The following is a 22001-nucleotide window of genomic DNA, read 5'->3' as shown; positions in this document are numbered from 1 at the left end:
CTCCCCTTCCTCAATATATACTCATTTAAGGGCGTTGCCGGCAAAAAAATTATAACGTTTCCTCTAACCGGCGTACAATTTGTTTTACGCTTTTCTCAAATTTGCGTCGGGGAATTAACACCTGTCGACCACATTTTAAACATTTAATCCGGAAGTCCATGCCTGTACGGGTTATTTCCCATTCATAATTGCCGCAGGGATGAGGTTTCCTCAGACGAACTATGTCCCCTAAACTAAACTTATTCATAAAGAACCCTCCCGAGCAGCCTTACTCTCTCCAGCTTTGTTTTCATCTTGAGTCTGCTGGATAATAACCCTCCGGGGATAAGGTATCTCTATCCCCGCCTGGTCTAGTGCCTGCTTCAACCGCTTACGCAACTCTCTTTCCACCGACCACTGTTCTCCCGGTACGGTAGCAGCAATCACCCGGATAACTACTTCCGAGGCTCCCAATTCAATTACTCCCTGAACGATCGGAACTTCTGCTATCCCGGGAACCTCCTGGTAAGCCTTTTCACAGGCCTGGCGCAAAACCTCTATCGCTTGGTCAATATCCTCTTCATAGGCAATACTGACCGTTATCAAAGCCAGCATTTTCCCGCGATTATAATTGGTAACTCGCGTGATTTCGCCATTGGGAATAATATGCAGTTGTCCCGTCCATTCCCGAATTTTGGTCGTTCTCAAACCCATTTCTTCCACTACTCCCGTTACTCCTGCCGTACTAACATATTCTCCTACGGCAAACTGATCCTCGAAAATGATAAAAAATCCCGTTATAATATCTCGTACCAAGTTTTGGGCACCGAATCCTACTGCCAAGCCAGCAATACCTGCTGTTGCCAGGACCGAGCTGGTTCGTACACCAAACGTTTCCATTACCATTACGCCGGCCACAAAATATATTAAATAACTCAAGACACTTTTCAGAAGTTTGGCTAAAGTTTGGGCTCTCCTTTCTTCTAAAAAAAATTCTTTATTTTGAGGGCGCTGGAAAATATGATCTATAACTACGCCCCCAAAGCGCAGGACGACTCTGCTGACAATTAAAATACCGACAGCCTTAAGGATAGCCCCTCCAAACTGTTTTATATCTTCTGTATTAATAATTCGAATTTCGATAATCTCAAGTATAGCTATGGCAGCCAAAAAATAGATACCGTAAGTAACCAAGCTTTTAATCAATACCTCCAGAGTGGAAGCCAGTTTTTTCTCCATTACAATCAGGCCCGCCTGAAGGCTAAAAATGCGGTTTATTATTTTATTCCCGACTATAATTGCTCCTTTAGCCAATAAGATTACGAGAATTATCTCTGCCAGTTTCCAAATTAAATGCCTTAAAAATGTAGGATTTAAGTACCAACCGAATAAAGATCGCAATTCAACCCAGATGTCAGTTAGAGACATCTTCCTTCCCCCTCTGTGGATCAGGCGTTGAAGCTAAAACTGCTTCCGCCAAAGCTCGTACACGCCACTCAGTATCTTGAGCTGCTCTCTTCAAGGCAGCTTCCGCCGTAGCACCACCCAACTTTCCTAATGCTTTAACTGCTCCTGCTCTGATTTCCCATGAAGGCTCCTCCAGGACTTTTAGAAGAGCGTTGGTACTAGAAACCCCACCCAGCTCCCCGAGAGCTTCCGCTGCCTTCGCTCGAACCCGAACGTTATCCTCTCTTAAAAGACCGATAAGAGCCGTTTCCGCCCTTGGATCCTTTATTTCAGCTAATATTTCCACGATGAGTTCCTTCGTCCGGCTATCCGCTTCCCCTAGGGCATTCAACAATAAGGGTACTGCCGCACTCCCCTGGGAGACCAAAATCTCCGCCACCCGGGCCGGCGGCCACCGATGCGGTTGCCGCAAGGTTGCGATAAGCGGTTCTATAACCCGCGGATTCTTCAACCTTACCAGTGCTTGTGCAGCAGCCCAGGATACGGCAGGATCTTTATCACCCAAAGCTTCGATCAATGGTTCTATGGCCGTAGGGTTTGCCAACCAGCCTAAAACTTCTGCCGCCTTAATTCTGCTTTCGACATCGGGACCGGTAAGCATTCCTATTATTTCCTTTAATAAGTCAACTTCTTCTAACGCCTGGTTTAAGGCCTGCTTACCACGATCAGATAATTTGGGCAATATTTCCTGTAAATGGTGCAGAAGTAAGGAGGGAGTCTCTATTTTCTTGAATAGGTCAACTGCGTATTTTTTGTCTGCATCTAATCTCTTTATAATTTCAGCCAGACCAACAGTATCTAACCCTCTATTTCTTCTCTTTAATCGCGAACGGGCAAAGAGAAGAAGCAGGCTAAGACCAACAACGAGGAGAATAGTTGTTCCCCACCACAGCCATAAACCGACACCCATGATGCTTCCTCCAAATTAACTAAAGACTAATTGTTTTCCCGGCACCCAACATATTTTCCAGGATATTATACATGTTAGTTACGTTGCCCACACACAGTTTTGCCTTTAAGCGATAATAGTCAAGACAAGTCCCACAAGATAAAATCTCTACTCCTTTTTTCTCCAGTTCTAAAAGATGGGAAATCACCGGCGAGCCTTCACAGGTTAAGTAAACACCCCGATTAACAAATAATATGCTTCTGGGAAGGACTTCGCTTTCAGTTAAAGTATAAAAAAAGCTTTCCATCAAAATCTTCCCCAACTCTTCTTCTCCTCGACCCAGAGCATCCGAAGTTATTAACATAACTGTGTCGCTCTCTACCGCCAGTCCGGTTTTCATACCCGTTAATTCTCCCTTTTTAATCCGAATGTAATATTCATTTTGCTTTTGCTCCACTTCTACGGCACAATTTAGACTTCTAGCCAGCTTAATTACATTATCCCGCGCCACTTCGTTATCCACAACCGTTACCAGGCAACCATCCTTCATTTGCTCCAAAGCCTTTTTGGTTCGAATAACCGGCTGAGGACAACTCAACCCTCGAGCATCTACAAAAGTTTCCATTTTCAATCCCCCTCCAATCTGATTTTTGAAGGCTCATCAGTAACCCGACCTATCTTAAAACCCTTGACCCCGACAGCTTCCAGTTTCTCTGTCAGCCGGTTCGCCTTATCCTGCGGAACTACTATCAGCAAACCGCCGGAAGTCTGCGGGTCAAACAGAACATCTTGTATTTCTTCCGGCACATTCCCTACCCAGTGGATCTTCTCTTCCAAAAAACGGCGGTTGACATAAGCTCCCCCCGGCACCAGCCCCATGCGGGCATACTCCAGGGCCGCTTCCAACACCGGTATATCATGCACTTCAATTTCCACACCCACGTTGCTTCCCACACAAATCTCATAAATATGGCCAATAAGCCCGAATCCGGTAATGTCGGTACAAGCGTTAACCCCTACCTCCACCATGACTTGGGCCGCTTTGTTGTTTAGCTGTCTCATTATATCTGCCGCTTCTCTCGCCGCCCTGCGGGAAGCCTCTCCCGCTTTGATGGCCGTAGTGATAATTCCTACCCCTACAGGCTTGGTCAAGACTAAGAGGTCTCCCGGCTTGGCTCCTTGATTGGTAACCACTCTCTGAGGATGAACCGTGCCGGTGACTGCTAGTCCATATTTCGGCTCTTTGTCTTCAATGGTATGACCTCCTACTAAAAGAGCTCCTGCCTCCTGGACCTTAGAAGCTCCGCCCGCCAAAATATCCCGTAGTATGCCTAAATCAAGCGAGCAGGTGGGAAAAGCCGTAATATTCATGGCGGTCAGGGGAGTGCCTCCCATGGCATATACATCGCTTAAAGCATTGGCGGCAGCAATTTCTCCAAACAAATAGGGTTCATCTACCATAGGTGTAAAGAAATCAACTGTTTGAATCAAGGCCAAATCATCATTCAAACGGTATACCCCGGCATCATCCAGTTTGGCACCGCTCACCAGCAAATCGGGATGTTCAAAGACCGGTAAAGTTTTTAAAATCTCGTAAAGGGTCCCCGGACCCACTTTGGCAGCTCACCCGGCTGCCGTAGCATATTGGGTTAGCCGAACTTTACTTTCCAAATTTCCTCACCTGCCTTATTTTTTTATTTCCCAAATTAGAAAGCAATTCCTTCTTTTGCCATTAAAAAGTCGACGAATCCCAAAAAACCTGGTACGCTTTATAAGTCATATACACATCGGCTTTACTCACTATCTCCATAGGGGAGTGCATGCTGAGTACAGGCGGACCGCAATCTAACACATCCATACCGTAGTCGGCCAAAAATTGCGCAATAGTGCCTCCTCCACCCTGATCCACTTTGCCTAGCTCACCTGTCTGCCATACAATTCCTTTCTGGTTGAAAAGGCGTCGAATTTCTCCCAAAAATTCCGCGTGGGCATCATTGGTATTATATTTACCTCGGGCACCGGTATACTTGGTAAGCACTACTCCTTGTCCCAAACGGGCACTGTTAAGCTTATCAAAAGCCTCCTGCCAGGTAGGATCTTCCGCGGCATTGACATCAGCAGAAAGTGCTTTGGTGCGATATAGGACGGCCATAATTTTATCCGTAGAGAATCCACTAAGGCGCAACAAATCGAGAATTACATGTTCGAAAAATCTAGAGCGCATTCCGGTATTGCCGGCACTACCCACTTCTTCTTTATCCGCCAGAACAACTACGGCAGTATGGTATGGCTTCTCTAGTTGGGTTATCGCTTTCACCGCCGTATAAACGCAAACCCGGTCGTCGTGCCCATAAGCGCCAATCAAACTGCGATCAAACCCAACATCTCTCGCCCTGCCTGCAGGTACCAGTTCTAGCTCTGCACTGATAAAATCCTCTTCTTTCAACCCGTATCGCCTGTGAAGCAATTGGAGTACGGCTAATTTAACTCTCTCTTTAAACTCCCGGTCCTCTGCGAAAGGAATGCTTCCTACTAAAACGTTCAATTCCTCTCCGGCTATCCCTTCTTTTAGTTTTCGTTCGAGTTGATCTTTGGACAGGTGGGGTAGTAAATCGGTTATAGTGAAGACCGGCTCGTCCTCTTTTTCGCCTAAAGAAATCTCTATTTTTTCTCCATCCTCTTTTATTACTACTCCGTGCAGGGCCAGCGGCAGAGCAGTCCACTGGTACTTCTTAATCCCACCGTAATAATGGGTTTTAAAAAAAGCCATACCATGGCTTTCATACAAAGGATTTGGTTTTAAATCCAGGCGCGGAGTGTCTAGATGCGCCCCTATTAGGCGCAGCCCTTTCTCTACAGGCTCTCTCCCCATAACTCCGGCCACTAAGGCTTTGTTCCGGTTAATGAAATACCAGCGGCGGCCGGGGGATAAAGGAATTCCTTCTTTCTCAATTTCCATCAGCGATACAAAGCCATGAGCCTGCAGTTCCCGTTTGATTTCCTTAAGAGCCTGTCTTTCTGTTTTAGCTTGGTTCAAAAATTTTTTATAGCCATCAGCAAAAGAGAAAATTTGCTCTTTTCCGTCTTTATCCAAGCTGTCCCAAACCCTTTTAGGATTACGGCTCAATTTTTGGGCAAGTTCTTCTCCTATACTTTTCAAAACTAATCACTCCTCCTTTGAGATCGGGCCTTCGAGCTTTTCCCCCAAGGACAGGCGGCCAGACAGCGACCACAAACCCTCTTGCCGAAAGAAACTCGAACTTTAGACTGATACTCATCGCAAAGTTTTACCGCCAGCCGGGCTTCTAAGGGGTCACCGGGGTTAAAAACTACTCCTTTAATAGCCTCGACGGGACAGGCTTCCACACACGCCCTGCACTCCCCACATTTGGCCTCGATGGGCTGGTCTGCAGGTAGCGGAGCGTCGGTAAGAACGGTAACCAGGCGCAGACGCGGACCAACCTGAGGATTAACCAAGGAACCGCTTTTGCCTATCCAACCCAGACCCGCCCGGTTGGCTGCCAGGCGGTGCGAAAAAATACCTGCCAGTTTATCCTCGGTTACTCTTTGGGAGGCCGGAACAGGAAAGGTGGCATACCCTTGCTCCTGCAGGAAGTTGCTGACGCGCAAGGCTATATCGTCTAACCGGGTATTAATTACTTTGTAGTAATACAAATAGGTATGGGTGGGGCCTTCCGCCAACTGGTCAACCACCGCCGCCGGGAAAAAAACAGCCATAACCACCGCCCGGGGGTAGGCAGCATATTCCTCCCCATAAATCCTCTCAATATAATCCCGAGCCGGGGTCAAGTCGGCTACCCCGAACAAATCAGCTCCCCACCGCTTTGCCAATTCTTTTAGTTTTTCTTTAAGCTCTTTTGCCTCCATAATTCTACAAAACCTCCCGTTAGCTTAAAGTTAGTTTTTATCAAACAACCTATTGTTTTATTTATATATAATTTTCTTTATAAACGCGTAAAAATTTCTTGGGCTAAAAAGTTAAAACCGTTAACCAACCAGGGAATAAGATACGACCCAGCCACCGACCGGCTTAAAGAATAAAAAACGCTTTCCGGCCGCGTGGCATAGAGCGCCAGCAGCGGAGTTATCAACGCTGCAATGGCTCCTACAACTAAATAAGTAGTCAAAAAACCAACCGCCGTTCCGGCCAAACGGTTGACGGCACCTAACAAAGTTTTATCAATGCTTCTGGTTATTAAGCGGAAAAACACCTTTAATACGAGCAGGCTTCCAAACCAAATCAAAAGAAAGGTTATCCCTTGCAATAAAAAGGAAGCGATCGCGGCAGCTAAGGCTTCACTTACACTTTCATATGCAGTTCCACCTGCGGCCAGCGATTTCCCTAAATATCCCACCAGCAACTTCTGATAAAAAGGAGGCAGGGACAACTGTTCAACTCCTGAAACGCTTTGTCGCTCAACTTGTTGTAACAGAGCTGCTACCGGAATATGGGCGTTGAGCCATCCTTTTAACCAGTCAATAATACCGAAACTTTGGTCAAGTATGGCGGCCAGGGAACGGGTATAAAAGACTGCAAGCAGTAAACTCAAAAGGAAGCCGGCCAAACCACCCAGGGTTTCCAATAGGCCACTGCGGTATCCTCTCCAGGCTCCCAGCAGTAATAAAATTATGATTGTTATATCAACGTAATTCATCGCTATTCCTCCTGCGATGGTCAGAATTACAATTATATTCTATTTTAAGAAAGCTCTTTCCTCCACGTAATAAGTTAAAACCAGGGTTTAAAGAATTAAAAACAAAAAATCCTCCCTTTCAGGAGGCAATTCTACCCGCTCCGGATTATTGGGAAATTCCGGGGGGCTTATTTCAGGATGAACAGTGGAATCCGGTTCCGGCGTCTCGGGAGGAGAAACACCAGGGGTTATCCTGAAAAACATTTTATCACTCCTACTTCGAAAATTTTTTCTAAAATTAGCCTGAACCAGTATACAAATATTTATTACTGAAACATATGGAAGTAAAGCCAAATTAATAAAAGTTCTACCTGACAAGCAGTTCCATCAAGAGTGCGGCAATTCCCCCCGCCATTAACGGCCCTACAGGAATTCCTCCCAAAAAAACAATCCCGATTATCGAACCAATAATCAATCCAATCATTAATTCAGGCATCTCTTGAAGAAGCTTCAGGCCTTTTCCGTTCAAATGGGTTGCTAATGCTCCGCTAATCATCGCTATAAGGCCGGGTAGCGTCAAAAAAGAACGGAGAATATCCCGACCCGGAATTCGATCCGTAGCTAGAGGAATCAATACCGAGATCACTAAAAATAGAAGACCTACCTCCAATCCTCTTTTTTCCAAAACAGGAAACAAGTACTCTAAATTGGTTAACCTCAGCACTAATAAAATAGCTGCCGCTGCAGCAATGATATTAGACTTTCCGAGAATGCCGAGCATTAACATCAAGATTATTAACAGGTTGGGGCCGGACATATGCTGCACCCTCTCTTGACAAGGATCATTAAAATACTTATGCAACCTTGGCCCCACCTAAACCCTATTCCCGGAATTTACTTGTCACCATTCCCATGCTGCTTAATCGCCTGGCGAGCTAATTCATCGCACCGGTTATTATATGGATTGTCGCCGTGTCCCTTCACCTTAATCCATTTCACTCTATGCTTCCTGGTCAGTTCCAGCAGTTGCTGCCATAAATCTTGGTTCTCTACCGGCTTCTTATCTGCCGTCAACCATCCCCTTTCTCCCCAACGCTTCAGCCAGTCTTGCTGAAATGCATTGATAAGATAGGCACTATCACTATAGATCGCCACCTCACACGGCTCCTTGAGAGCCTTCAGCGCTTCCAAAGCTGCGGTTAATTCCATCCGCTGATTAGTAGTGTAAGGAACAAAGCCGGATATTTCTTTAACCTTATCCTTGTAGATCAAGATTGCGGCCCATCCTCCCGGCCCCGGATTGCCGGAACAAGCTCCGTCTGTATAAATAACAACTTTCTTCATTATTATCATCTCCCAAACTATTCCCAGCTAGTAAAAGCGATAAACTTTTTCCTTGACAAAAAACCTGACCAGTATCATTCCGGATATAAAGCCGCCAATATGGGCCCACCATGCTACGCCCTGAGTTGCTTGAAACATGGTAATGGCAAAAGCCCCGTTAAATAACTGCAGGAAAAACCATAATCCTAAAAAAATTAAGGCCGGAACTTGAATTACTTGAAAAAAGAAAAATATCGGTACTAAAGTAAGAACCCGGGCCCAGGGAAACAGAATCATATAGCCGCCCAATACACCGGCAATTGCACCACTCGCCCCGATTATGGGAACAGGGGAGTAAGGATTAAACAAGATATGGGCCACTGTAGCCAGATAACCGGTCAATAAATAAAAAACAAGATAACGCAGGTGTCCCATTCGATCTTCTACATTATCTCCAAAAATCCATAAATAAAGCATATTGCCGACAAGGTGAAACCACCCTCCATGCAAGAACATGGCTGTCGTCAGTCGCACAAGTTTTTCCGACCATAAATGGAAAGACAGAAAATGCTTTGGTACCACACCATAAGAGTAAATAAATTCCCCCACTTGCGGTCCCAAGGTTAACTGATAAACAAAAACCGCTATGTTAACTCCTATCAACAGCAAACTAACTACAGGGACCCGCCGAGACGGGATATTATCTTTGAGAGGGATCACCTGTTCGGCTCCTTCCTAATAGACTTTTCGTTGCCTTAATATTATAACAGAATTTGGGCTCAAGTAATCGGTATCGCAAAACTTTGCACTTTCTATTAAACTTTTTCAAGACACTCAATTCCCTTTTCAGTTAACCGGGGAACAACACCGTATAGATTCAGGCGGGAGCAATAATCCAGGTCCTGTGCAAAACCCAGTTCCATTAATTTTCGAACATGGAAGGATTCTTTAAGGGAGAGAACAGGATCGCCAGAGGCACTGACTTTCATAGCTGCCAGCGCTATATCACTAAGGCTGACGTCAGGAGAGAATCTGACTATTTCCCTAACTATGCTCCCCGCTCCCACAAAATCATCTAAAGAAAACCTGTCCAACGTACCGGCGCAAGCCAAAAGCGTATCTCTTTTTAATTTTAGAACTTCCCTGGCCACCGCTTGCGCGTTTAAAAGGCTTCCCACCAGTAATGTATCCGCTTCCTGTCCCTTGCGGATTAGGCGCGTCCCGTTAGTAGTAGTTAAAACCAGCCGCCGTCCGACAATATCAGAAGACATATATTCAAGGGGAGAGTTACCTTTATCAAAACCGGGAATTCTTAGCCCTTTTCTCTCTCCCCCTAAAATAACGTCAGGGTCACGTTTTTTCAGTTCGAAAGCTTCTTCGGGAGTTAAAACGGGGATAACCGCCCGGCAGCCGTTGGCCAGTGCAGTCACTATAGTACTGGAAGCCCTTAATATGTCTATTGCTACCAAAGTTTTGCCGGAAATCGCTTGCGAAGTCAAAGCAGAAGTTGTTAAAACAACATCTAATAGCAAATGTATCACCTTCTCTCTTGGTTCCCAATTACTAAATTCCTTCTACAGTAGCAATTTCCTGCCCGGGATATAAAACACCTCTTTCCTTTTTCGCTAAACTGGAGGGGAGTTCAATACACATTCTAAGAGTGTCCCCTCGCAATCCCACCCTTAGTGCCTCCAGGGCCAAAACTTCTCCCGGCTGAATATTACCTAAGTTTACATTTGGACCAAATCTCATGATAAGTTCCTGCTGTTGTTTCTTCAAAGGTGCCTCCCAGAGGAGAACGTTCACATCTTCTACCGCCTCTACGAGATCGGTTATTGCCTTTTCCTTTATCTCTCCCTGTGCATCATAAATTACAACTCCCTGTCCCGATTCTCTTCCTTCCACTATTACTTTGAAAGCACCGCAATCCAGATCCCTAGCTATTTGGTCTTTGATAATACTGCTGCTCTTGCTGTCCCGTGGATCCTTTTTCCCCACTTCACTCAGAACTTTGAATCCCGCTCTGCAAGCCAGCTTAATAGCTCTGGCCCTGTCCTGGACCGGCATATCAATGGTCCCATCGGAGACCTCAATACAGTTGAAACCCAGTTCCCCGGCAATGCCGAGAAAACGTTCCAGCTTCCCCTGTAGGACTGCCACCTCCAAAAACGTTCCTCCCGGAAAAATATCCACACCGCAGGACCTTACTAGTTCCGTTTTTTCCCGAAGTAATTTGGGTGAATAAAAAGCCGAAGTGCCAAATCCCAGTTTGATAAAATCAATATAATCAGCTGCCAATTCTAGAAGTTCTCGCGTTTCCGTTATCCCCATACCTTTATCGATTATCATACTCAGTCCCTTGTCCCGCGGTTTGGCCTGCCGTCCTTTCAGTGGAAAGTCTAGAATTTCTTTCCAAGCTTTGAAATTTTGAAATTGCTTCAAAATTATCCCTCCTTGCAACTCCCGGACAGGTTTCCTCCACAACTTTCTTACATAATCTATTCACTTCACTCCCAGGGAGTTACAAGAATATTCACCAACCTACGATCTTTTTAGCGCTAAAAAAATAAGCACAACTCCACAGAAGATGATCAACATTCTAAACACGGGAATTTTTCCGGCCAAGCCCAAAAGCCCGATACCTGTGACCGTCATAAAAACAGCAGGTCCCACTAGAGCAAGCCCGGCGTTTACTTTAAAGGCTTGCTCAACATTATTCAGCTTTAACATAATAAAGGCCGCGGAAAGCTCGATAATTCCTGAGATAATACGTACCGCTGCCATGGCCAAAACAAATTTGTCTTTGACGAAAATCATGGCTTCCTCCCCCATTGAGATTAATAATACTTATGCAATGCCGATAAGGGATAGAAGCCTGTCTTTTTCACTCCGAATTAGCATTTGCTACACCGGGCATAATACGATTAGTCTTTTGGTAGGGGAGGAATAACTGTGCGGAATAATATGAAACTACCCTTTGCCGCTCTCTGCGCCGTCCCTTTTATTATGGTTTTAGGAAATTCCATGCTGATACCATTGCTTCCTAAAATGAAATCCGCCATGCATATTAATCTTTTTCAGGTAGGCCTAATAATTACCACTTTTTCCGTTCCGGCGGGTCTAATTATTCCATTAGCCGGGTACTTATCGGACCAATATGGAAGAAAAATAATAATAACCCCGGCTTTAATAATTTACGGCCTTGGCGGTATATTGGCCGGATTGGCGGCAGCCTTTCTGGCAGATCCATACTACGCGATCCTTTTGGGACGAATTGTCCAGGGAATTGGTGCAGGCGGAACATATCAATTGGCCATGGCCCTGACCGGTGACATATTTCAAACTAAAGAAAGGATGAAAGCCCTGGGATTGCTAGAATCCTCCAACGGTTTGGGAAAGGTTGTAAGCCCTGTTCTCGGAGCTTCCCTGGGCTTAATCAGTTGGTACGCTCCTTTTTTTGCCTACGGTCTACTTACCTTCCCCATAGCCCTCGGCGTATGGTTTCTGGTCAAAGAACCGGCTGCGTCCCCCCAAAATTCCCAGGACACCGTTCAGTACTTTAATACGATCAAGCTGGTTTTTCAGCAAAAAGGCGTTTCTTTACTGGCAAGCTTCACGGCCGGAGCTATTGTCCTCTTTACCCTCTTCGGCTTATTAAGCTACCTTTCTGATGTTCTGGAAAAGAGTTATAACATTCAGGGGATTACCGCCGGACTGCTAATAGCTATTCCGGTAACTGCCATGGCCTTTACCTCTTATGTTTCCGGCAATTACCTCGAACAAAAGCCGGCCCGAATTTTGAAGGCGGTCATAGTTTGCGGGTTGATTTTCGTAGCCGTCTCTATGGGGGGCATATCCTTGGTGGCAAATATCTACCTGTTCTTTTTCCTAGTAACTATAAGCGGTATCGGTACCGGGCTGACGCTACCGGCGGTAAACACTCTTATTACCAGCGCGGCGGAAAAAAAACAAAGAGGGATAATAACCTGTTTATACGGTTCGACCCGGTTTTTCGGCGTTGCCCTTGGCCCGCCGGCCTTCGGCCTGGTTGAAAAATGGGGCAAAATCCCTCTGTTTCTCTCCGCTGCAATTTTAGTGCTATTAGCTACCGTGCTGGCCTGGACGGTTATCCGGGAACAGGAATTATTACCGCCTCAATTGCAGGGGCAGAACTAAAAAAAGAAGAGGAGCTACAAAAGTTATGTCGAAAATAATTTAACGTTTCAAACTAACATTTTCACTGAAGAATTGAGACAAAATTATCCCAGTCCTAAATTCAAAAGGAGGTATATCAAAGTGGCAAAACAGGAAAAGGTAGAATTAATGCAACATTATCCTACTCCTCAAACCCCGGCTGAAAAAAGCGAAAGCACTTTTTGGGCGTGGGTGTTATTTGGGATCCTCACTATTATTACGGTCATGGGTGCCGTTTATTTTAACGGTTAAATAATCAACTTTGCATCGCCTGCTCCAAATCGGCAATGAGATCTTCAGGGTCCTCCAGCCCTACGGAAAGGCGGATAAGATCTTCGGTAACGCCCAGACGCTTGCGGTGCTCTTCGGGCATAGAAGCATGAGACATCTTGACCGGATAAGAAATAATACTTTCCACAGCCCCGAGGCTTACCGCCAGCACTGGTATTTTGACCTGGTGTAAAATTTTGCGCGCCAGTTCCCCGTTTTGAACTCGGAAAGAAACTATTCCTCCGTAACCTGTTGCCTGACGGGAAATAATCTGGTGACCCGGATGGTCAGGCAGGCCGGGATAGTAGACTTGCGTTACTTGAGGCTGTTCTTGCAGCCACTGGGCTATACGCATTGCCCCCCGCTGGTGTTGTTTCATGCGGACTTCTAAAGTTTTTAATCCCCGCATTAACAGCCAGCAATCTTGAGGTCCCAAAATGGCACCAAAGGCGTTCTGGATAAAAGCCAGTTCTTCCGCCAGACGCTTGCTGTTGGTTACTACCAACCCGGCTATCAAGTCGCTGTGTCCCCCTAAATACTTGGTGGCACTGTGAACAACAATGTCCGCTCCCAGCTCTAATGGACGTTGGAAATAAGGTGTCATAAAGGTGTTATCTACAATGGTTATAATGCCTGCTTCCCGGGCAATTTCAGCGGCAGCAGCCAAATCAGTAATTTTTAACAAGGGATTGGAAGGACTTTCTAAAAAAAGGGCACGGGTATTTTCCCGCAGGCCCTTTTTAATATTTTCAAGATTAGTAGTATCGACAAAGCTGGCTTCCAGCCCAAACCGTGAGAAAAGCCTGGTGAGCACTCGATATGTTCCCCCGTACACGTCTTCACAGACCAGAACATGGTCCCCCGAAGAAAAAAGACAAAACACGGAGGAAATAGCTGCCATTCCGGAGGCAAAGGCGAAACCACGTACGCCGTCCTCCAAAACAGCAATTAGTTCTTCTAAAGCATCCCGGGTAGGATTTCCCGAACGGGCATAGTCATATGGTCCCGGGTTATCGATTGAAGTTTGGTGAAAAGTTGAAACCTGATAAATCGGCACACTAACCGCACCGGTGTTTTCATCTACTTCCACTCCGGTATGCAACAACCTAGTCCCGAACTTCACAGTCTCTCCTCCTTATTCCATTGCCTGAGACAGGTCCTCTATTAAATCGTCGGCGGCTTCCAGACCAACGGAAAGTCGCAGCAGTTTATCGGTTACCCCGGCCCGCAGTCTCATCTCTTCCGGAATATCGGCATGGGTCTGGGTAACAGGATAGGTTATAAGCGATTCTACACCGCCTAAACTTTCGGCAAAAGAAATGATTTTTAGTCTGCTCAAAATCTTTTCCACCCTACCGGCGTCTTTGACCGTGAAGGACAACATCCCTCCCCAACCGGCAGCCTGCCTCAAGCACAGTTCATATCCCGGATGTTCCGGCAGTCCGGGGTAATAAACTTTTTCCACCAGGGGATGTTCTTTAAGCCAGCGGGCAATCTCCAGGGCATTCTGCTGATGCCGGTCCATGCGAACCCCGAGAGTCTTCAGCCCCCGTAAGAGCAACCAGCAATCCTGCGGTCCCAAAATCATCCCACAGGAATTCTGAATGAAAAACATCTTTTCCGCCAGTTCTTCATTTTTTACCACTACTATTCCCCCTACCAAATCGTTATGACCGCCCAGATACTTAGTCGCACTATAGACCACTATATCGGCGCCTAATTCCAAAGGTTTCTGCAGGTAAGGGGTCATAAAAGTATTATCTACAATAGTTAATAAATTGTACCTTTGAGCCAGGGATGCTCCCCGGGAAATATCCGTTATTTTAAGAAGAGGGTTGGTAGGGGTTTCGATAAAAAGCGCTTTTGTCTTTTCTTCAATGGCCTCTTCGACCTTTTTCAGGTCACTGGTATCTACATAGCTTGCCTTGAGGCCAAAGCGGCGAAAAACCTGTTCTAAAACCCGGTAGGTACCACCGTATAGGTCATCGGATACTACTAGGTGATCTCCCGGTGAAAACAGCATCAAAATGGCCGTAATAGCCGCCATCCCGGAGGCAAAAGCAAATCCGCGGCTTCCTCCGTCAAGTTCTGCCATACTGTCCTCCAAAACCTGTCGGGTCGGATTTCCCGTCCGGGAATAATCAAAACCGGTACTTTGCCCTAAAGCAGGATGGCGGAAGGTAGCCGACTGGTAAATAGGCATACTTATCGCCCCGGTCTTTTCATCCCAACCAACACCTACCTGAACCAACCTGGTATCAATTTTCATTCTCTCCCCCTCTTTCCAATTAAATATAATAATCAAGAGAGGTTTCCCGTTTTAAGCTAAACTCCTTGTAGATGGTATCCCGTACCTGAAAGAAATCATAACTGGTCCGATCCCGGGGACGTCCTATCGCTACCGGTATAATACTTTTAATTCTTCCCGGATGACTGGTCATAACTACAATCCGGTCCGCTAAATAAACTGCTTCTTCAATGTCGTGGGTGACAAAAATAATCGTCTTATTTTTTTCCTGCCAAATGCGCTCTATCTCCTCTTGCATTTTTAAGCGGGTCATGGCATCTAAAGCTCCAAAGGGCTCATCCATTAGAATTACTTCCGGGTCAACCGCCAGCGCTCGGGCAATGGCTACCCGCTGCTGCATCCCCCCGGAAAGTTCGTGGGGATGGCTGTTTATGAATTTCTCCAGACCTACTAGTCGAATATATTCTTTCGCTATCTCCCGCCTTCGAGAACGGGAAACCCCTTTTGCTTCCAGCCCATATTCCACATTACCCAGTACTGTCCGCCAAGGGAACAGGCCATAGTTTTGAAAAATAGCGATATATCTCGGCTTAGGCCCGGTAACAACTTCACCATCAATCAGCACCCGCCCGCTACTGGGCTGGTCAAATCCGGCCACCAGGTTTAACAGTGTACTCTTACCGCAACCACTGGGTCCCAGGAGACACAGAAACTCCCCTTCACGTACTTCCAAGTTGACTTCTCTTAAAGCGGGCTGCTCTTCTCCTTTCGAATTAGTAAAAACCTTGCTGACGTTCTCAACCAGAATTTTTGTCTTGCTCCCCAATGTTCATCCCTCTCAATTACCAGGGACAAATCCCCACTGTTTTTTAACCTGTTTCTCCACCCGACTGATTAAACGGTCAATTGCCAGTCCCAGCAATCCAATAATAAGCATACCGGCTATCACCAGTTCGGTTCGAATGCTGTTACGTGCATCAACGATAAGGAATCCCAAACCCGACCGGACCCCCAGCATTTCTCCGGCTACCAAAAAAACCCATGCCGCACCCATGGCTATGTGGAGCCCGACGGTAATATAAGGGAAAGCCGCCGGTATAACCACTTTCCAAAGGATGTCTCTCTCTTTAGCCCCAAAGTTCTGCGCCACTTTTAAGTAAATAGGATCTATATTTCTGACTGCAGCTACGGTAGAGAGCAAAATAGGATAAAAGGCGGCAATAAAAATGATCACTATAGCCGGCAAATCTCCAATGCCGAACCATATAGCAAACAAAGGCATCCAGGCAATTGGAGATATAGGCCGCAAAACCTGTACCAACGGATCTAAAGCCAACCATAGCCGGCTATACCAGCCGCAGACAAGTCCCAGTGGTATGCCGATTAAGGCAGCAGCCAAGTATCCAGCCACAAAACGTAGAAGACTGACTCCAATATGCTCCCACAAAACCCCGCTGTTGGCCATCTCCCAAATACCGGAAACCACCTGGGTAGGAGAAGGGAAAAGGGCAGGCGGCCACCGGCCCGACAAAGCCAGCAAATACCATACGGTTAGAACAACAGTAAACGTAACAAGAGGCAGCCACAATTTATCCCGCCCGCGCATCATTTCACCTTCTCATATGCCTGTACTGCGTACTGGGGATTAACCAGTTCCTCCAAATTAACTTCGCGGGAAAGAAGTGTTCTGGGCTTACCGTTCCAGGGAAGCTCAAGCAGGTATTTCTGCAAGTCTACAAATTCACCCCTTGTGGGTAATAAATCGTCATAAGAAATCCACTCCAGGGATTGCTCCCATAGCTCGGCCTTAATCTGCATGTACTCGAGAGCTATATTAATAGCCTCTCCTTGTTGTTGTTCAATAAACTTTCCTGCCCTGACTAAACTGTCCACCAGTTCTTGCAATATTTCCGGATCCTCCGGCATATATCGGGGGTTTATTACCAAACCACAGCAAATCCAGTTAGGCCATATGTCTTGCGCCCGGAGAAGTACCTTCCCCGTCCCGCTCACTACCGACTGGGCGCCAAAGGGTTCGGCTACAATGTAACCGGCAATTTCTCCTCGCGCCAGCGCGGCAGGCATATCCGGTGGTGCCATTTCTACTTTTTCTACCTCGTCGTAATCAATTCCATTTTCCCGTAGCGCCTTATACAGAAGAATGTTATGTCCTGAAAGGCGGTGAGGTATGGCCACCAACTTACCTTTGAGCTCCCGGATATCATTAATTTCTTTATTTACAACCAGTACGTCCCCGTTCCGGTGACTTAATAACACAATTTCATTGGGGATACCCCTTTGTTTGCTCACCATAGCTAATTCAAACATGGTGATACCTGCCTGAATCTGTCCGGAATTTAAGGCTTCCGTTAACTCAGGCCAGGAACTGAATTTCACCAGTTCCAGCTCGAAATTTTTGTACTGGTTACCGTCCAGCTTATGGGCTACTACCAGGGGAAGAGAATGGGTTATAGGCAAATATCCCACTTTGATAATAGGCTTACCCTCTGCCGATTTAGTGGTTCCCTCCTCCTGCGAACCGCTACAGGCAGCGGTAATCAATACTATAATCATGATCAGCACCGTTAAAGCAAGTTTCCTACTTTTCATTTTATCCACCCCTCCTATTTCCATCCTAAAGCCAGTCGTTTCCGCCGTATGTGCATGCGAATGGTTTGTGCCGCCAGCTTGGGATATGGCTCGGTAAATACCTTGGCCCCCACTTTTTCATACAAGCCTTCTCCTCCGAAAAAGTCGACTATATCGTTGATTCCGGGGTCTAAATCATCATGGGTTTCGGCATTCTCTTTCAACTTAGGAACCGGCACCGGAATAGGAGCCGGAAAACCAACTAGGTTACTTACACCATGAGCCAGGAAACTTACTCCTTGCCCGACTGTTTTCTCGTTTCCCGGTTCAGGACCGACAAACATAAACGGCATATCCGCTAGGGAGACTCCTGCCTCTTCCGCCAGATCTATAAACAAGCGCAGAGTCCTGGTATTATCTACACATCCACCGACTGCCAGTACCGGAGGAATACCCAGTTGTTGACATAACTCCTTTAACGAGGAGGAAGCATATTCGGCAGCTTCCGGAGCACATAATCCCGCGTTTAGCAGAGCATGGGAGCAGCACCCAGTAGTGGTAACCAGTATACCGCTTTCGATAAGTTTCCGTACAATAGTTACATGATTGTATTCATAAGGAACCTTGGGTGTATTGCATCCTACTACGGTAACTATTCCCTTTATGGTACCTTCCCGTAACAGGCGCAGTATTTCGCCCGTGCCACCGAAAACATCTTTTATAGCCTCGTAGCTCCAGCCGGCCATAGCTTTAGTGGTTACTTGGGGAATCCGTATTTTGGAACGGTCCCGTTTGGCAAAACTCTCTACAGCAATACGAGCCACCTTTAAAGCATCTTCATCCAGATTGGCCGGATTTTCCGCATCAAAAGGAATATGAGTTGCTCCAGGAATCCGGTTGGAATTACAAGTAGTAATGACTTCCGTACCAAAACAATCGGCTACAATCTTCAAACCCGGGATAACACACTGCATATCCACCACTACGGCATCTACTGCCCCCGTACCGAGAGCCAGCTCCTGTCCCATAATGTTGGTAACCGTAGGTATACCGTAACGGGCCAGTAGTTCATCCCCGGTACAACACATTCCGCCCACTACTATCCCTTTAGCCCCTACTGTGCGGGCCAGTTCTTGGATTTCCGGCGAGTTAATCTTTTCCAGAATCTTCTCCACCATAACGGGAGAATGACCATGGACCAAAATGTTGACATGATCTTCTTTAAGCACGCCGTAGTTGACCTGGGTTATTTTAGGTTTGGGAATACCGAACAAAATTTCCGTGGCCATTGATGAACCGAAGAGGGTGCTGTAGCAGTACGCCAAAGCCGACCGCAGTTCTTGTTCCGCCAGGGCGGTCCAGTCGGAACATCCTCCCAGCGTAGTCATATGTAGTGTTTCCATAACTTCATAGCTGGCTGAGCGGGGTAACACTCCCAGGCGCTTCCAGATTTGCTTGCGTTCCTGAGGCGCATATGCCTCCAGCATATACATAGGCCCAGCCGTCATCCTTCCCAAATCTTCCAAAAGGCAGAAGGCGACTTCTTTGGCCACGGCGGAAAGGTCTTTGCCTTGCGTATCCAACTGAAACTTTTCAGCCAGTTCCCAGACCCTCTGCTCCCCTTTTAACTTAAAATTGGCCCTTCCCTCGGCAGCCTCAATGATGGTCAGGATTACTTCATGCGCATGCCTGCCGTGAGCTGCTAACCCTGCCACCAGCGCCCTGACTATATTGCTCATAACAACCAAATTTAGATCCCGGCCACAAATACCCCGGGGTGCCTTTTCGCTGATCCGGCAGGGCCCCCATTGACACATGCGACAGCAAAGACCTCTTAGCCCGAAACCACACTGGGGCTGTTGGGCTTCAAATCTATCCAGAAAAGTTTCCACTCCTTGCTCTGCCAAATGTTCCAGCATTTCCTTCGACGCCCGGTTGGGAGTGAGTTCTAGTACATCTTCCCGTCCGGGCATTTCCGCGTTCAATAACGGGTATAAATACTTCATGCCATTTCCCCCTTTAGATTCCCTTAAACAGGCTGGTGGAAAGATAACGTTCTCCTGTGTCGGGAAGGACTACCACCACTCGTTTCCCTTTATTTTCCGGTCTTCTGGCCACTGTTAAAGCAGCATGGAGAGCCGCTCCCGAAGAAATACCTGCCAGTACTCCTTCTTCCCTGGCTAGACGGCGGGCTGCTTCCATGGCCTGTTCGTCAGTTACCTGTACGATTTCATCTAACACTTCGATGTTAAGGATCTCCGGTATGAAGCCGGCCCCTATTCCCTGAATCTTATGGGGACCCGGCAGTCCTCCCGAAAGAACCGGTGAATCTGCCGGTTCCACCGCTACTATATAGACATCCGGCTTATACTGTTTTAAAACCTCCCCCACACCGGTTATCGTTCCGCCAGTTCCCACACCGGCAACCACTATGTCCACCTTACCTCCGGTATCCCGCCAGATTTCTTCCGCGGTAGTTTTACGGTGAATTTCCGGGTTGGCCGGGTTTTCAAACTGTTGAGGAATAAAAGAATTCGAATATTCCCGGGCCAGTTCTTCCGCCTTGCGAATGGCCCCTTTCATTCCTTCCGCTCCCGGGGTCAGGACCAGTTCCGCCCCAAAAGCTTTTAGGAGATTTCTTCTCTCCAAACTCATAGTTTCAGGCATGGTCAATATTAGGCGATAGCCTTTAGCTGCTGCAACCAGAGCCAGACCAATACCTGTATTTCCGCTGGTAGGTTCAATTATCACCGTATTTTTGTTAATTTTTCCTTCCTTTTCCGCAGCTTCGATCATACTTAAGGCTATACGGTCTTTTACGCTTCCTCCGGGGTTAAAGGCCTCCAGCTTGGCAATTATTTCGGCTTCCGTGTCATTGACTTTGTTGAGACGCAGCATCGGCGTATTGCCAATAAGTTCGGTTATGTTTTCATGAATTCGTTTCATTTTCCTACCCCCTAAGCTTATGAAATCCTATCGGTTTACTCAAAATTATGTTAAGTGTATTTTAGTCCAATACTTGAAAGCTGTCAATAGGTTTATATCCTATTAAATTGATTGGTTTTAAAAACATAAAAAAGCGGGTATCCCTGCCATCAGGGTTACCCGCTTTGTCAACAGTTTGCTTTTTTTACCTTAACTTTCTGCCGACTTCTCAATTTTTTCAACCATTTTGTTGAGGTCGGCTACGAGAGCATCCACGTCAATACCATGGACCGCCGCTCCCTGGGCAATGCTTTCAAACTGAGCCGCAGCACAACCAAGACAACCCATGCCGTGCTCCATAAAAACACGAGCCGTCTGCGGATACTTGGAAACCACTTCCGTGATACTCATGTCCTTAGTAATCTGCAAATTATCACCCCCAATAACCTGTTAGTTTCCATTATAACCGTCCCTGTCCCGTCTGTAAAGGGAAACAAGTAGCAAACAGTGACGCTACCCAAAGGGTTATTTCTATGTTCTTTTTGCTTCTATTATGATTTGTAACTTAATTTCGTTTGATACAGTGAACTTCACGAAATTGTACTTTATGGTCCTCTAAAATTCTTAGAACTTGTTTTAGGTCCGCACCGGAAAGCTTGACCGAAATTCCACAGCCTCTGGAAATTTCCCGGGGCGTCGGTATCAGCAGATAAGGAAGATTCTGCTGCCGGAGAACCTTATCCGCGTGCAGAGCATCATGCGTGGAAGAAAAAGTAATCACCCAAAACTCCTTTAAATTTAACAAGTTCCTGTCCATCGAATCTCTCCTATCACTCTTGATTAGCTTCAAACATAAAATGTTTTTGCAACTTGATTAACCAAACGCAATGAAAAAGTCTGGTCTTTTAGCCAGACTTTTCACCGTATTATTTCTCGAACAAAGCAACTAAACTATAATTCTTTAGCCGATTCCGGCCCTCGAGACAGAGCAATCTTTCCTGTTCGGACAATCTCAACAATTCCATGTTCCTGCAACACGTCCAAAAGGGCATCAATCTTGTCCGTTTCCCCAGTCAGTTCAATAACCATAGTCTCCCGATTTACATCTACAATCTTGGCACGGAAAATATTAACAATATCCACAATATCAGTTCGCTTCTCCGGAACCGCCTTAACCTTGATTAAAGCAAGCTCACGGGTAATCGATTTTACCGAGGTAAGGTTGGTTACTTTAATTACATCTACCAGTTTAGATATTTGCATAATAACTTGATCTATCTCATGCTCCTCACACTCAACCACCAACGTAATCCTAGTTACTTTAGGATCTTCGGTAGGGCCGGCAGCAATACTCTCAATGTTGTAAAACCTCCTGCTTATCAGGCCGGAGATATGAGAAAGTACCGTGGGCCGGTTGACCACCAGTAATGCCAAAGTATGCTTCATAGTAAACCCCCTCAAG

The 22001-nt window shown here is 46.4% G+C and carries 27 protein-coding genes; 2 read left to right on the top strand and 25 right to left on the bottom strand.

What is annotated here, in order from left to right; genetic code table 11:
* Positions 1-49: 49 nt before the first annotated feature.
* The 15 genes from KKC1_RS12605 to KKC1_RS12540 form a co-directional block, all read right to left on the bottom strand.
* A complete protein-coding gene (locus KKC1_RS12605; RefSeq protein ID WP_088554787.1) occupies positions 50-247 on the bottom strand; it encodes a DUF951 domain-containing protein in 198 nt (65 codons plus the stop codon).
* Positions 244-1407: a mechanosensitive ion channel family protein gene (locus KKC1_RS12600; RefSeq protein ID WP_088554786.1), complete on the bottom strand. Its 1164-nt coding sequence runs from the start codon at positions 1405-1407 to the stop codon at positions 244-246. Before KKC1_RS12600 ends, KKC1_RS12605 begins: the two co-directional genes overlap by 4 nt.
* On the bottom strand, positions 1394-2356 hold the full coding sequence (locus tag KKC1_RS12595; protein WP_088554785.1) for a HEAT repeat domain-containing protein: 963 nt from the start codon (positions 2354-2356) through the stop codon (positions 1394-1396). Before KKC1_RS12595 ends, KKC1_RS12600 begins: the two co-directional genes overlap by 14 nt.
* 19 nt (positions 2357-2375) lie before the next feature.
* Positions 2376-2960, bottom strand: a complete 585-nt coding sequence (gene yedF, locus KKC1_RS12590; protein ID WP_088554784.1) for a sulfurtransferase-like selenium metabolism protein YedF — start codon at positions 2958-2960, stop codon at positions 2376-2378.
* Between the two features lie 2 nt (positions 2961-2962).
* Positions 2963-4006, bottom strand: a complete 1044-nt coding sequence (gene selD / locus KKC1_RS12585; RefSeq protein ID WP_088554783.1) for a selenide, water dikinase SelD — start codon at positions 4004-4006, stop codon at positions 2963-2965.
* A gap of 61 nt (positions 4007-4067) precedes the next feature.
* Complete coding sequence (locus KKC1_RS12580; protein WP_088554782.1) at positions 4068-5495, bottom strand: aminopeptidase; 1428 nt, start codon at positions 5493-5495, stop codon at positions 4068-4070.
* A gap of 2 nt (positions 5496-5497) precedes the next feature.
* Entirely contained in the window at positions 5498-6223 is a 726-nt protein-coding gene (locus KKC1_RS12575) for a 4Fe-4S double cluster binding domain-containing protein (protein WP_088554781.1), read from the bottom strand.
* Between the two features lie 77 nt (positions 6224-6300).
* On the bottom strand, positions 6301-7011 hold the full coding sequence (locus KKC1_RS12570; protein ID WP_088554780.1) for a CvpA family protein: 711 nt from the start codon (positions 7009-7011) through the stop codon (positions 6301-6303).
* Positions 7012-7098: 87 nt separating this feature from the next.
* Complete coding sequence (locus KKC1_RS16110; RefSeq protein ID WP_153802863.1) at positions 7099-7254, bottom strand: hypothetical protein; 156 nt, start codon at positions 7252-7254, stop codon at positions 7099-7101.
* 103 nt (positions 7255-7357) lie between these two features.
* A complete protein-coding gene (locus tag KKC1_RS12565; protein WP_088554921.1) occupies positions 7358-7807 on the bottom strand; it encodes a DUF441 domain-containing protein in 450 nt (149 codons plus the stop codon).
* Between the two features lie 77 nt (positions 7808-7884).
* Positions 7885-8334 (bottom strand): ribonuclease HI, encoded by a 450-nt coding sequence (rnhA, locus tag KKC1_RS12560; protein WP_088554779.1) that lies wholly within the window; start codon positions 8332-8334, stop codon positions 7885-7887.
* A 27-nt stretch (positions 8335-8361) separates the two neighbouring features.
* Positions 8362-9033: a rhomboid family intramembrane serine protease gene (locus KKC1_RS12555; RefSeq protein WP_088554778.1), complete on the bottom strand. Its 672-nt coding sequence runs from the start codon at positions 9031-9033 to the stop codon at positions 8362-8364.
* Between the two features lie 95 nt (positions 9034-9128).
* Positions 9129-9845 carry a 2-phosphosulfolactate phosphatase gene (locus tag KKC1_RS12550; protein WP_192868237.1) on the bottom strand — a complete coding sequence of 239 codons (717 nt, stop codon included), beginning with the start codon at positions 9843-9845 and terminating at the stop codon, positions 9129-9131.
* Between the two features lie 31 nt (positions 9846-9876).
* A complete protein-coding gene (comA, locus tag KKC1_RS12545) occupies positions 9877-10755 on the bottom strand; it encodes a phosphosulfolactate synthase (RefSeq protein ID WP_088554776.1) in 879 nt (292 codons plus the stop codon).
* A gap of 99 nt (positions 10756-10854) precedes the next feature.
* The gene (locus tag KKC1_RS12540) at positions 10855-11130 is read right to left on the bottom strand and encodes a YqhV family protein (protein ID WP_088554775.1); all 276 of its coding nucleotides are present in this window, start codon (positions 11128-11130) and stop codon (positions 10855-10857) included.
* A 135-nt stretch (positions 11131-11265) separates the two neighbouring features.
* Here KKC1_RS12540 and KKC1_RS12535 point away from each other — a divergent pair, with 135 nt between their 5' ends.
* Together KKC1_RS12535 and KKC1_RS16105 are read left to right on the top strand one after the other, a co-directional pair.
* Positions 11266-12489, top strand: a complete 1224-nt coding sequence (locus KKC1_RS12535) for an MFS transporter (RefSeq protein ID WP_088554774.1) — start codon at positions 11266-11268, stop codon at positions 12487-12489.
* A 120-nt stretch (positions 12490-12609) separates the two neighbouring features.
* Entirely contained in the window at positions 12610-12759 is a 150-nt protein-coding gene (locus KKC1_RS16105) for a hypothetical protein (RefSeq protein ID WP_153802862.1), read from the top strand.
* A 4-nt stretch (positions 12760-12763) separates the two neighbouring features.
* Here KKC1_RS16105 and KKC1_RS12530 read toward each other — a convergent pair whose 3' ends face one another.
* The 10 genes from KKC1_RS12530 to ilvN all read right to left on the bottom strand — a co-directional run bounded on the left by KKC1_RS12530 (position 12764) and on the right by ilvN (position 21985).
* Entirely contained in the window at positions 12764-13900 is a 1137-nt protein-coding gene (locus tag KKC1_RS12530; RefSeq protein ID WP_088554773.1) for a trans-sulfuration enzyme family protein, read from the bottom strand.
* A 12-nt stretch (positions 13901-13912) separates the two neighbouring features.
* The gene (locus KKC1_RS12525; RefSeq protein ID WP_088554772.1) at positions 13913-15046 is read right to left on the bottom strand and encodes a trans-sulfuration enzyme family protein; all 1134 of its coding nucleotides are present in this window, start codon (positions 15044-15046) and stop codon (positions 13913-13915) included.
* Positions 15047-15065: 19 nt separating this feature from the next.
* Positions 15066-15851: an ABC transporter ATP-binding protein gene (locus tag KKC1_RS12520; RefSeq protein ID WP_238134306.1), complete on the bottom strand. Its 786-nt coding sequence runs from the start codon at positions 15849-15851 to the stop codon at positions 15066-15068.
* Between the two features lie 12 nt (positions 15852-15863).
* On the bottom strand, positions 15864-16631 hold the full coding sequence (locus KKC1_RS12515; RefSeq protein WP_088554771.1) for an ABC transporter permease: 768 nt from the start codon (positions 16629-16631) through the stop codon (positions 15864-15866).
* Positions 16631-17635 (bottom strand): ABC transporter substrate-binding protein, encoded by a 1005-nt coding sequence (locus KKC1_RS12510; protein WP_192868236.1) that lies wholly within the window; start codon positions 17633-17635, stop codon positions 16631-16633. The genes KKC1_RS12515 and KKC1_RS12510 overlap by 1 nt, the downstream gene beginning before the upstream one ends.
* A 14-nt stretch (positions 17636-17649) precedes the next feature.
* On the bottom strand, positions 17650-19620 hold the full coding sequence (gene cooS / locus KKC1_RS12505; protein ID WP_088554770.1) for an anaerobic carbon-monoxide dehydrogenase catalytic subunit: 1971 nt from the start codon (positions 19618-19620) through the stop codon (positions 17650-17652).
* A gap of 13 nt (positions 19621-19633) precedes the next feature.
* On the bottom strand, positions 19634-20560 hold the full coding sequence (cysK, locus tag KKC1_RS12500) for a cysteine synthase A (protein ID WP_088554769.1): 927 nt from the start codon (positions 20558-20560) through the stop codon (positions 19634-19636).
* Positions 20561-20749: 189 nt separating this feature from the next.
* On the bottom strand, positions 20750-20968 hold the full coding sequence (locus KKC1_RS12495) for a DUF1858 domain-containing protein (RefSeq protein WP_192868235.1): 219 nt from the start codon (positions 20966-20968) through the stop codon (positions 20750-20752).
* 136 nt (positions 20969-21104) lie between these two features.
* The gene (locus KKC1_RS12490) at positions 21105-21356 is read right to left on the bottom strand and encodes a putative Se/S carrier protein (RefSeq protein WP_088554768.1); all 252 of its coding nucleotides are present in this window, start codon (positions 21354-21356) and stop codon (positions 21105-21107) included.
* Positions 21357-21490: 134 nt separating this feature from the next.
* Complete coding sequence (gene ilvN, locus KKC1_RS12485) at positions 21491-21985, bottom strand: acetolactate synthase small subunit (protein ID WP_088554767.1); 495 nt, start codon at positions 21983-21985, stop codon at positions 21491-21493.
* Positions 21986-22001 lie beyond the last annotated feature (16 nt).

The sequence above is a fragment of the Calderihabitans maritimus genome (assembly GCF_002207765.1).
In the GTDB taxonomy this organism is placed as follows: Bacteria; Bacillota; KKC1; order Calderihabitantales; family Calderihabitantaceae; genus Calderihabitans; species Calderihabitans maritimus.
This window is presented reverse-complemented; position numbering and strand designations above follow the sequence as displayed.

Bases quoted from the DNA above. Each gene is read 5' to 3' on its own strand.
- KKC1_RS12515 (WP_088554771.1), bottom strand. From the start codon at position 16,631: ATGCGCGGGCGGGATAAATTGTGGCTGCCTCTTGTTACGTTTACTGTT.
- KKC1_RS16110 (WP_153802863.1), bottom strand. From the start codon at position 7,254: ATGTTTTTCAGGATAACCCCTGGTGTTTCTCCTCCCGAGACGCCGGAA.
- KKC1_RS12490 (WP_088554768.1), bottom strand. From the start codon at position 21,356: ATGGACAGGAACTTGTTAAATTTAAAGGAGTTTTGGGTGATTACTTTT.
- KKC1_RS12525 (WP_088554772.1), bottom strand. From the start codon at position 15,046: ATGAAAATTGATACCAGGTTGGTTCAGGTAGGTGTTGGTTGGGATGAA.
- rnhA (WP_088554779.1), bottom strand. From the start codon at position 8,334: ATGAAGAAAGTTGTTATTTATACAGACGGAGCTTGTTCCGGCAATCCG.
- cysK (WP_088554769.1), bottom strand. From the start codon at position 20,560: ATGAAACGAATTCATGAAAACATAACCGAACTTATTGGCAATACGCCG.
- KKC1_RS12575 (WP_088554781.1), bottom strand. From the start codon at position 6,223: ATGGAGGCAAAAGAGCTTAAAGAAAAACTAAAAGAATTGGCAAAGCGG.
- KKC1_RS12595 (WP_088554785.1), bottom strand. From the start codon at position 2,356: ATGGGTGTCGGTTTATGGCTGTGGTGGGGAACAACTATTCTCCTCGTT.
- KKC1_RS12600 (WP_088554786.1), bottom strand. From the start codon at position 1,407: ATGTCTCTAACTGACATCTGGGTTGAATTGCGATCTTTATTCGGTTGG.
- KKC1_RS12565 (WP_088554921.1), bottom strand. From the start codon at position 7,807: ATGTCCGGCCCCAACCTGTTAATAATCTTGATGTTAATGCTCGGCATT.
- yedF (WP_088554784.1), bottom strand. From the start codon at position 2,960: ATGGAAACTTTTGTAGATGCTCGAGGGTTGAGTTGTCCTCAGCCGGTT.
- ilvN (WP_088554767.1), bottom strand. From the start codon at position 21,985: ATGAAGCATACTTTGGCATTACTGGTGGTCAACCGGCCCACGGTACTT.
- cooS (WP_088554770.1), bottom strand. From the start codon at position 19,620: ATGAAGTATTTATACCCGTTATTGAACGCGGAAATGCCCGGACGGGAA.
- KKC1_RS12540 (WP_088554775.1), bottom strand. From the start codon at position 11,130: ATGATTTTCGTCAAAGACAAATTTGTTTTGGCCATGGCAGCGGTACGT.
- KKC1_RS12570 (WP_088554780.1), bottom strand. From the start codon at position 7,011: ATGAATTACGTTGATATAACAATCATAATTTTATTACTGCTGGGAGCC.
- KKC1_RS12510 (WP_192868236.1), bottom strand. From the start codon at position 17,635: ATGAAAAGTAGGAAACTTGCTTTAACGGTGCTGATCATGATTATAGTA.
- KKC1_RS12605 (WP_088554787.1), bottom strand. From the start codon at position 247: ATGAATAAGTTTAGTTTAGGGGACATAGTTCGTCTGAGGAAACCTCAT.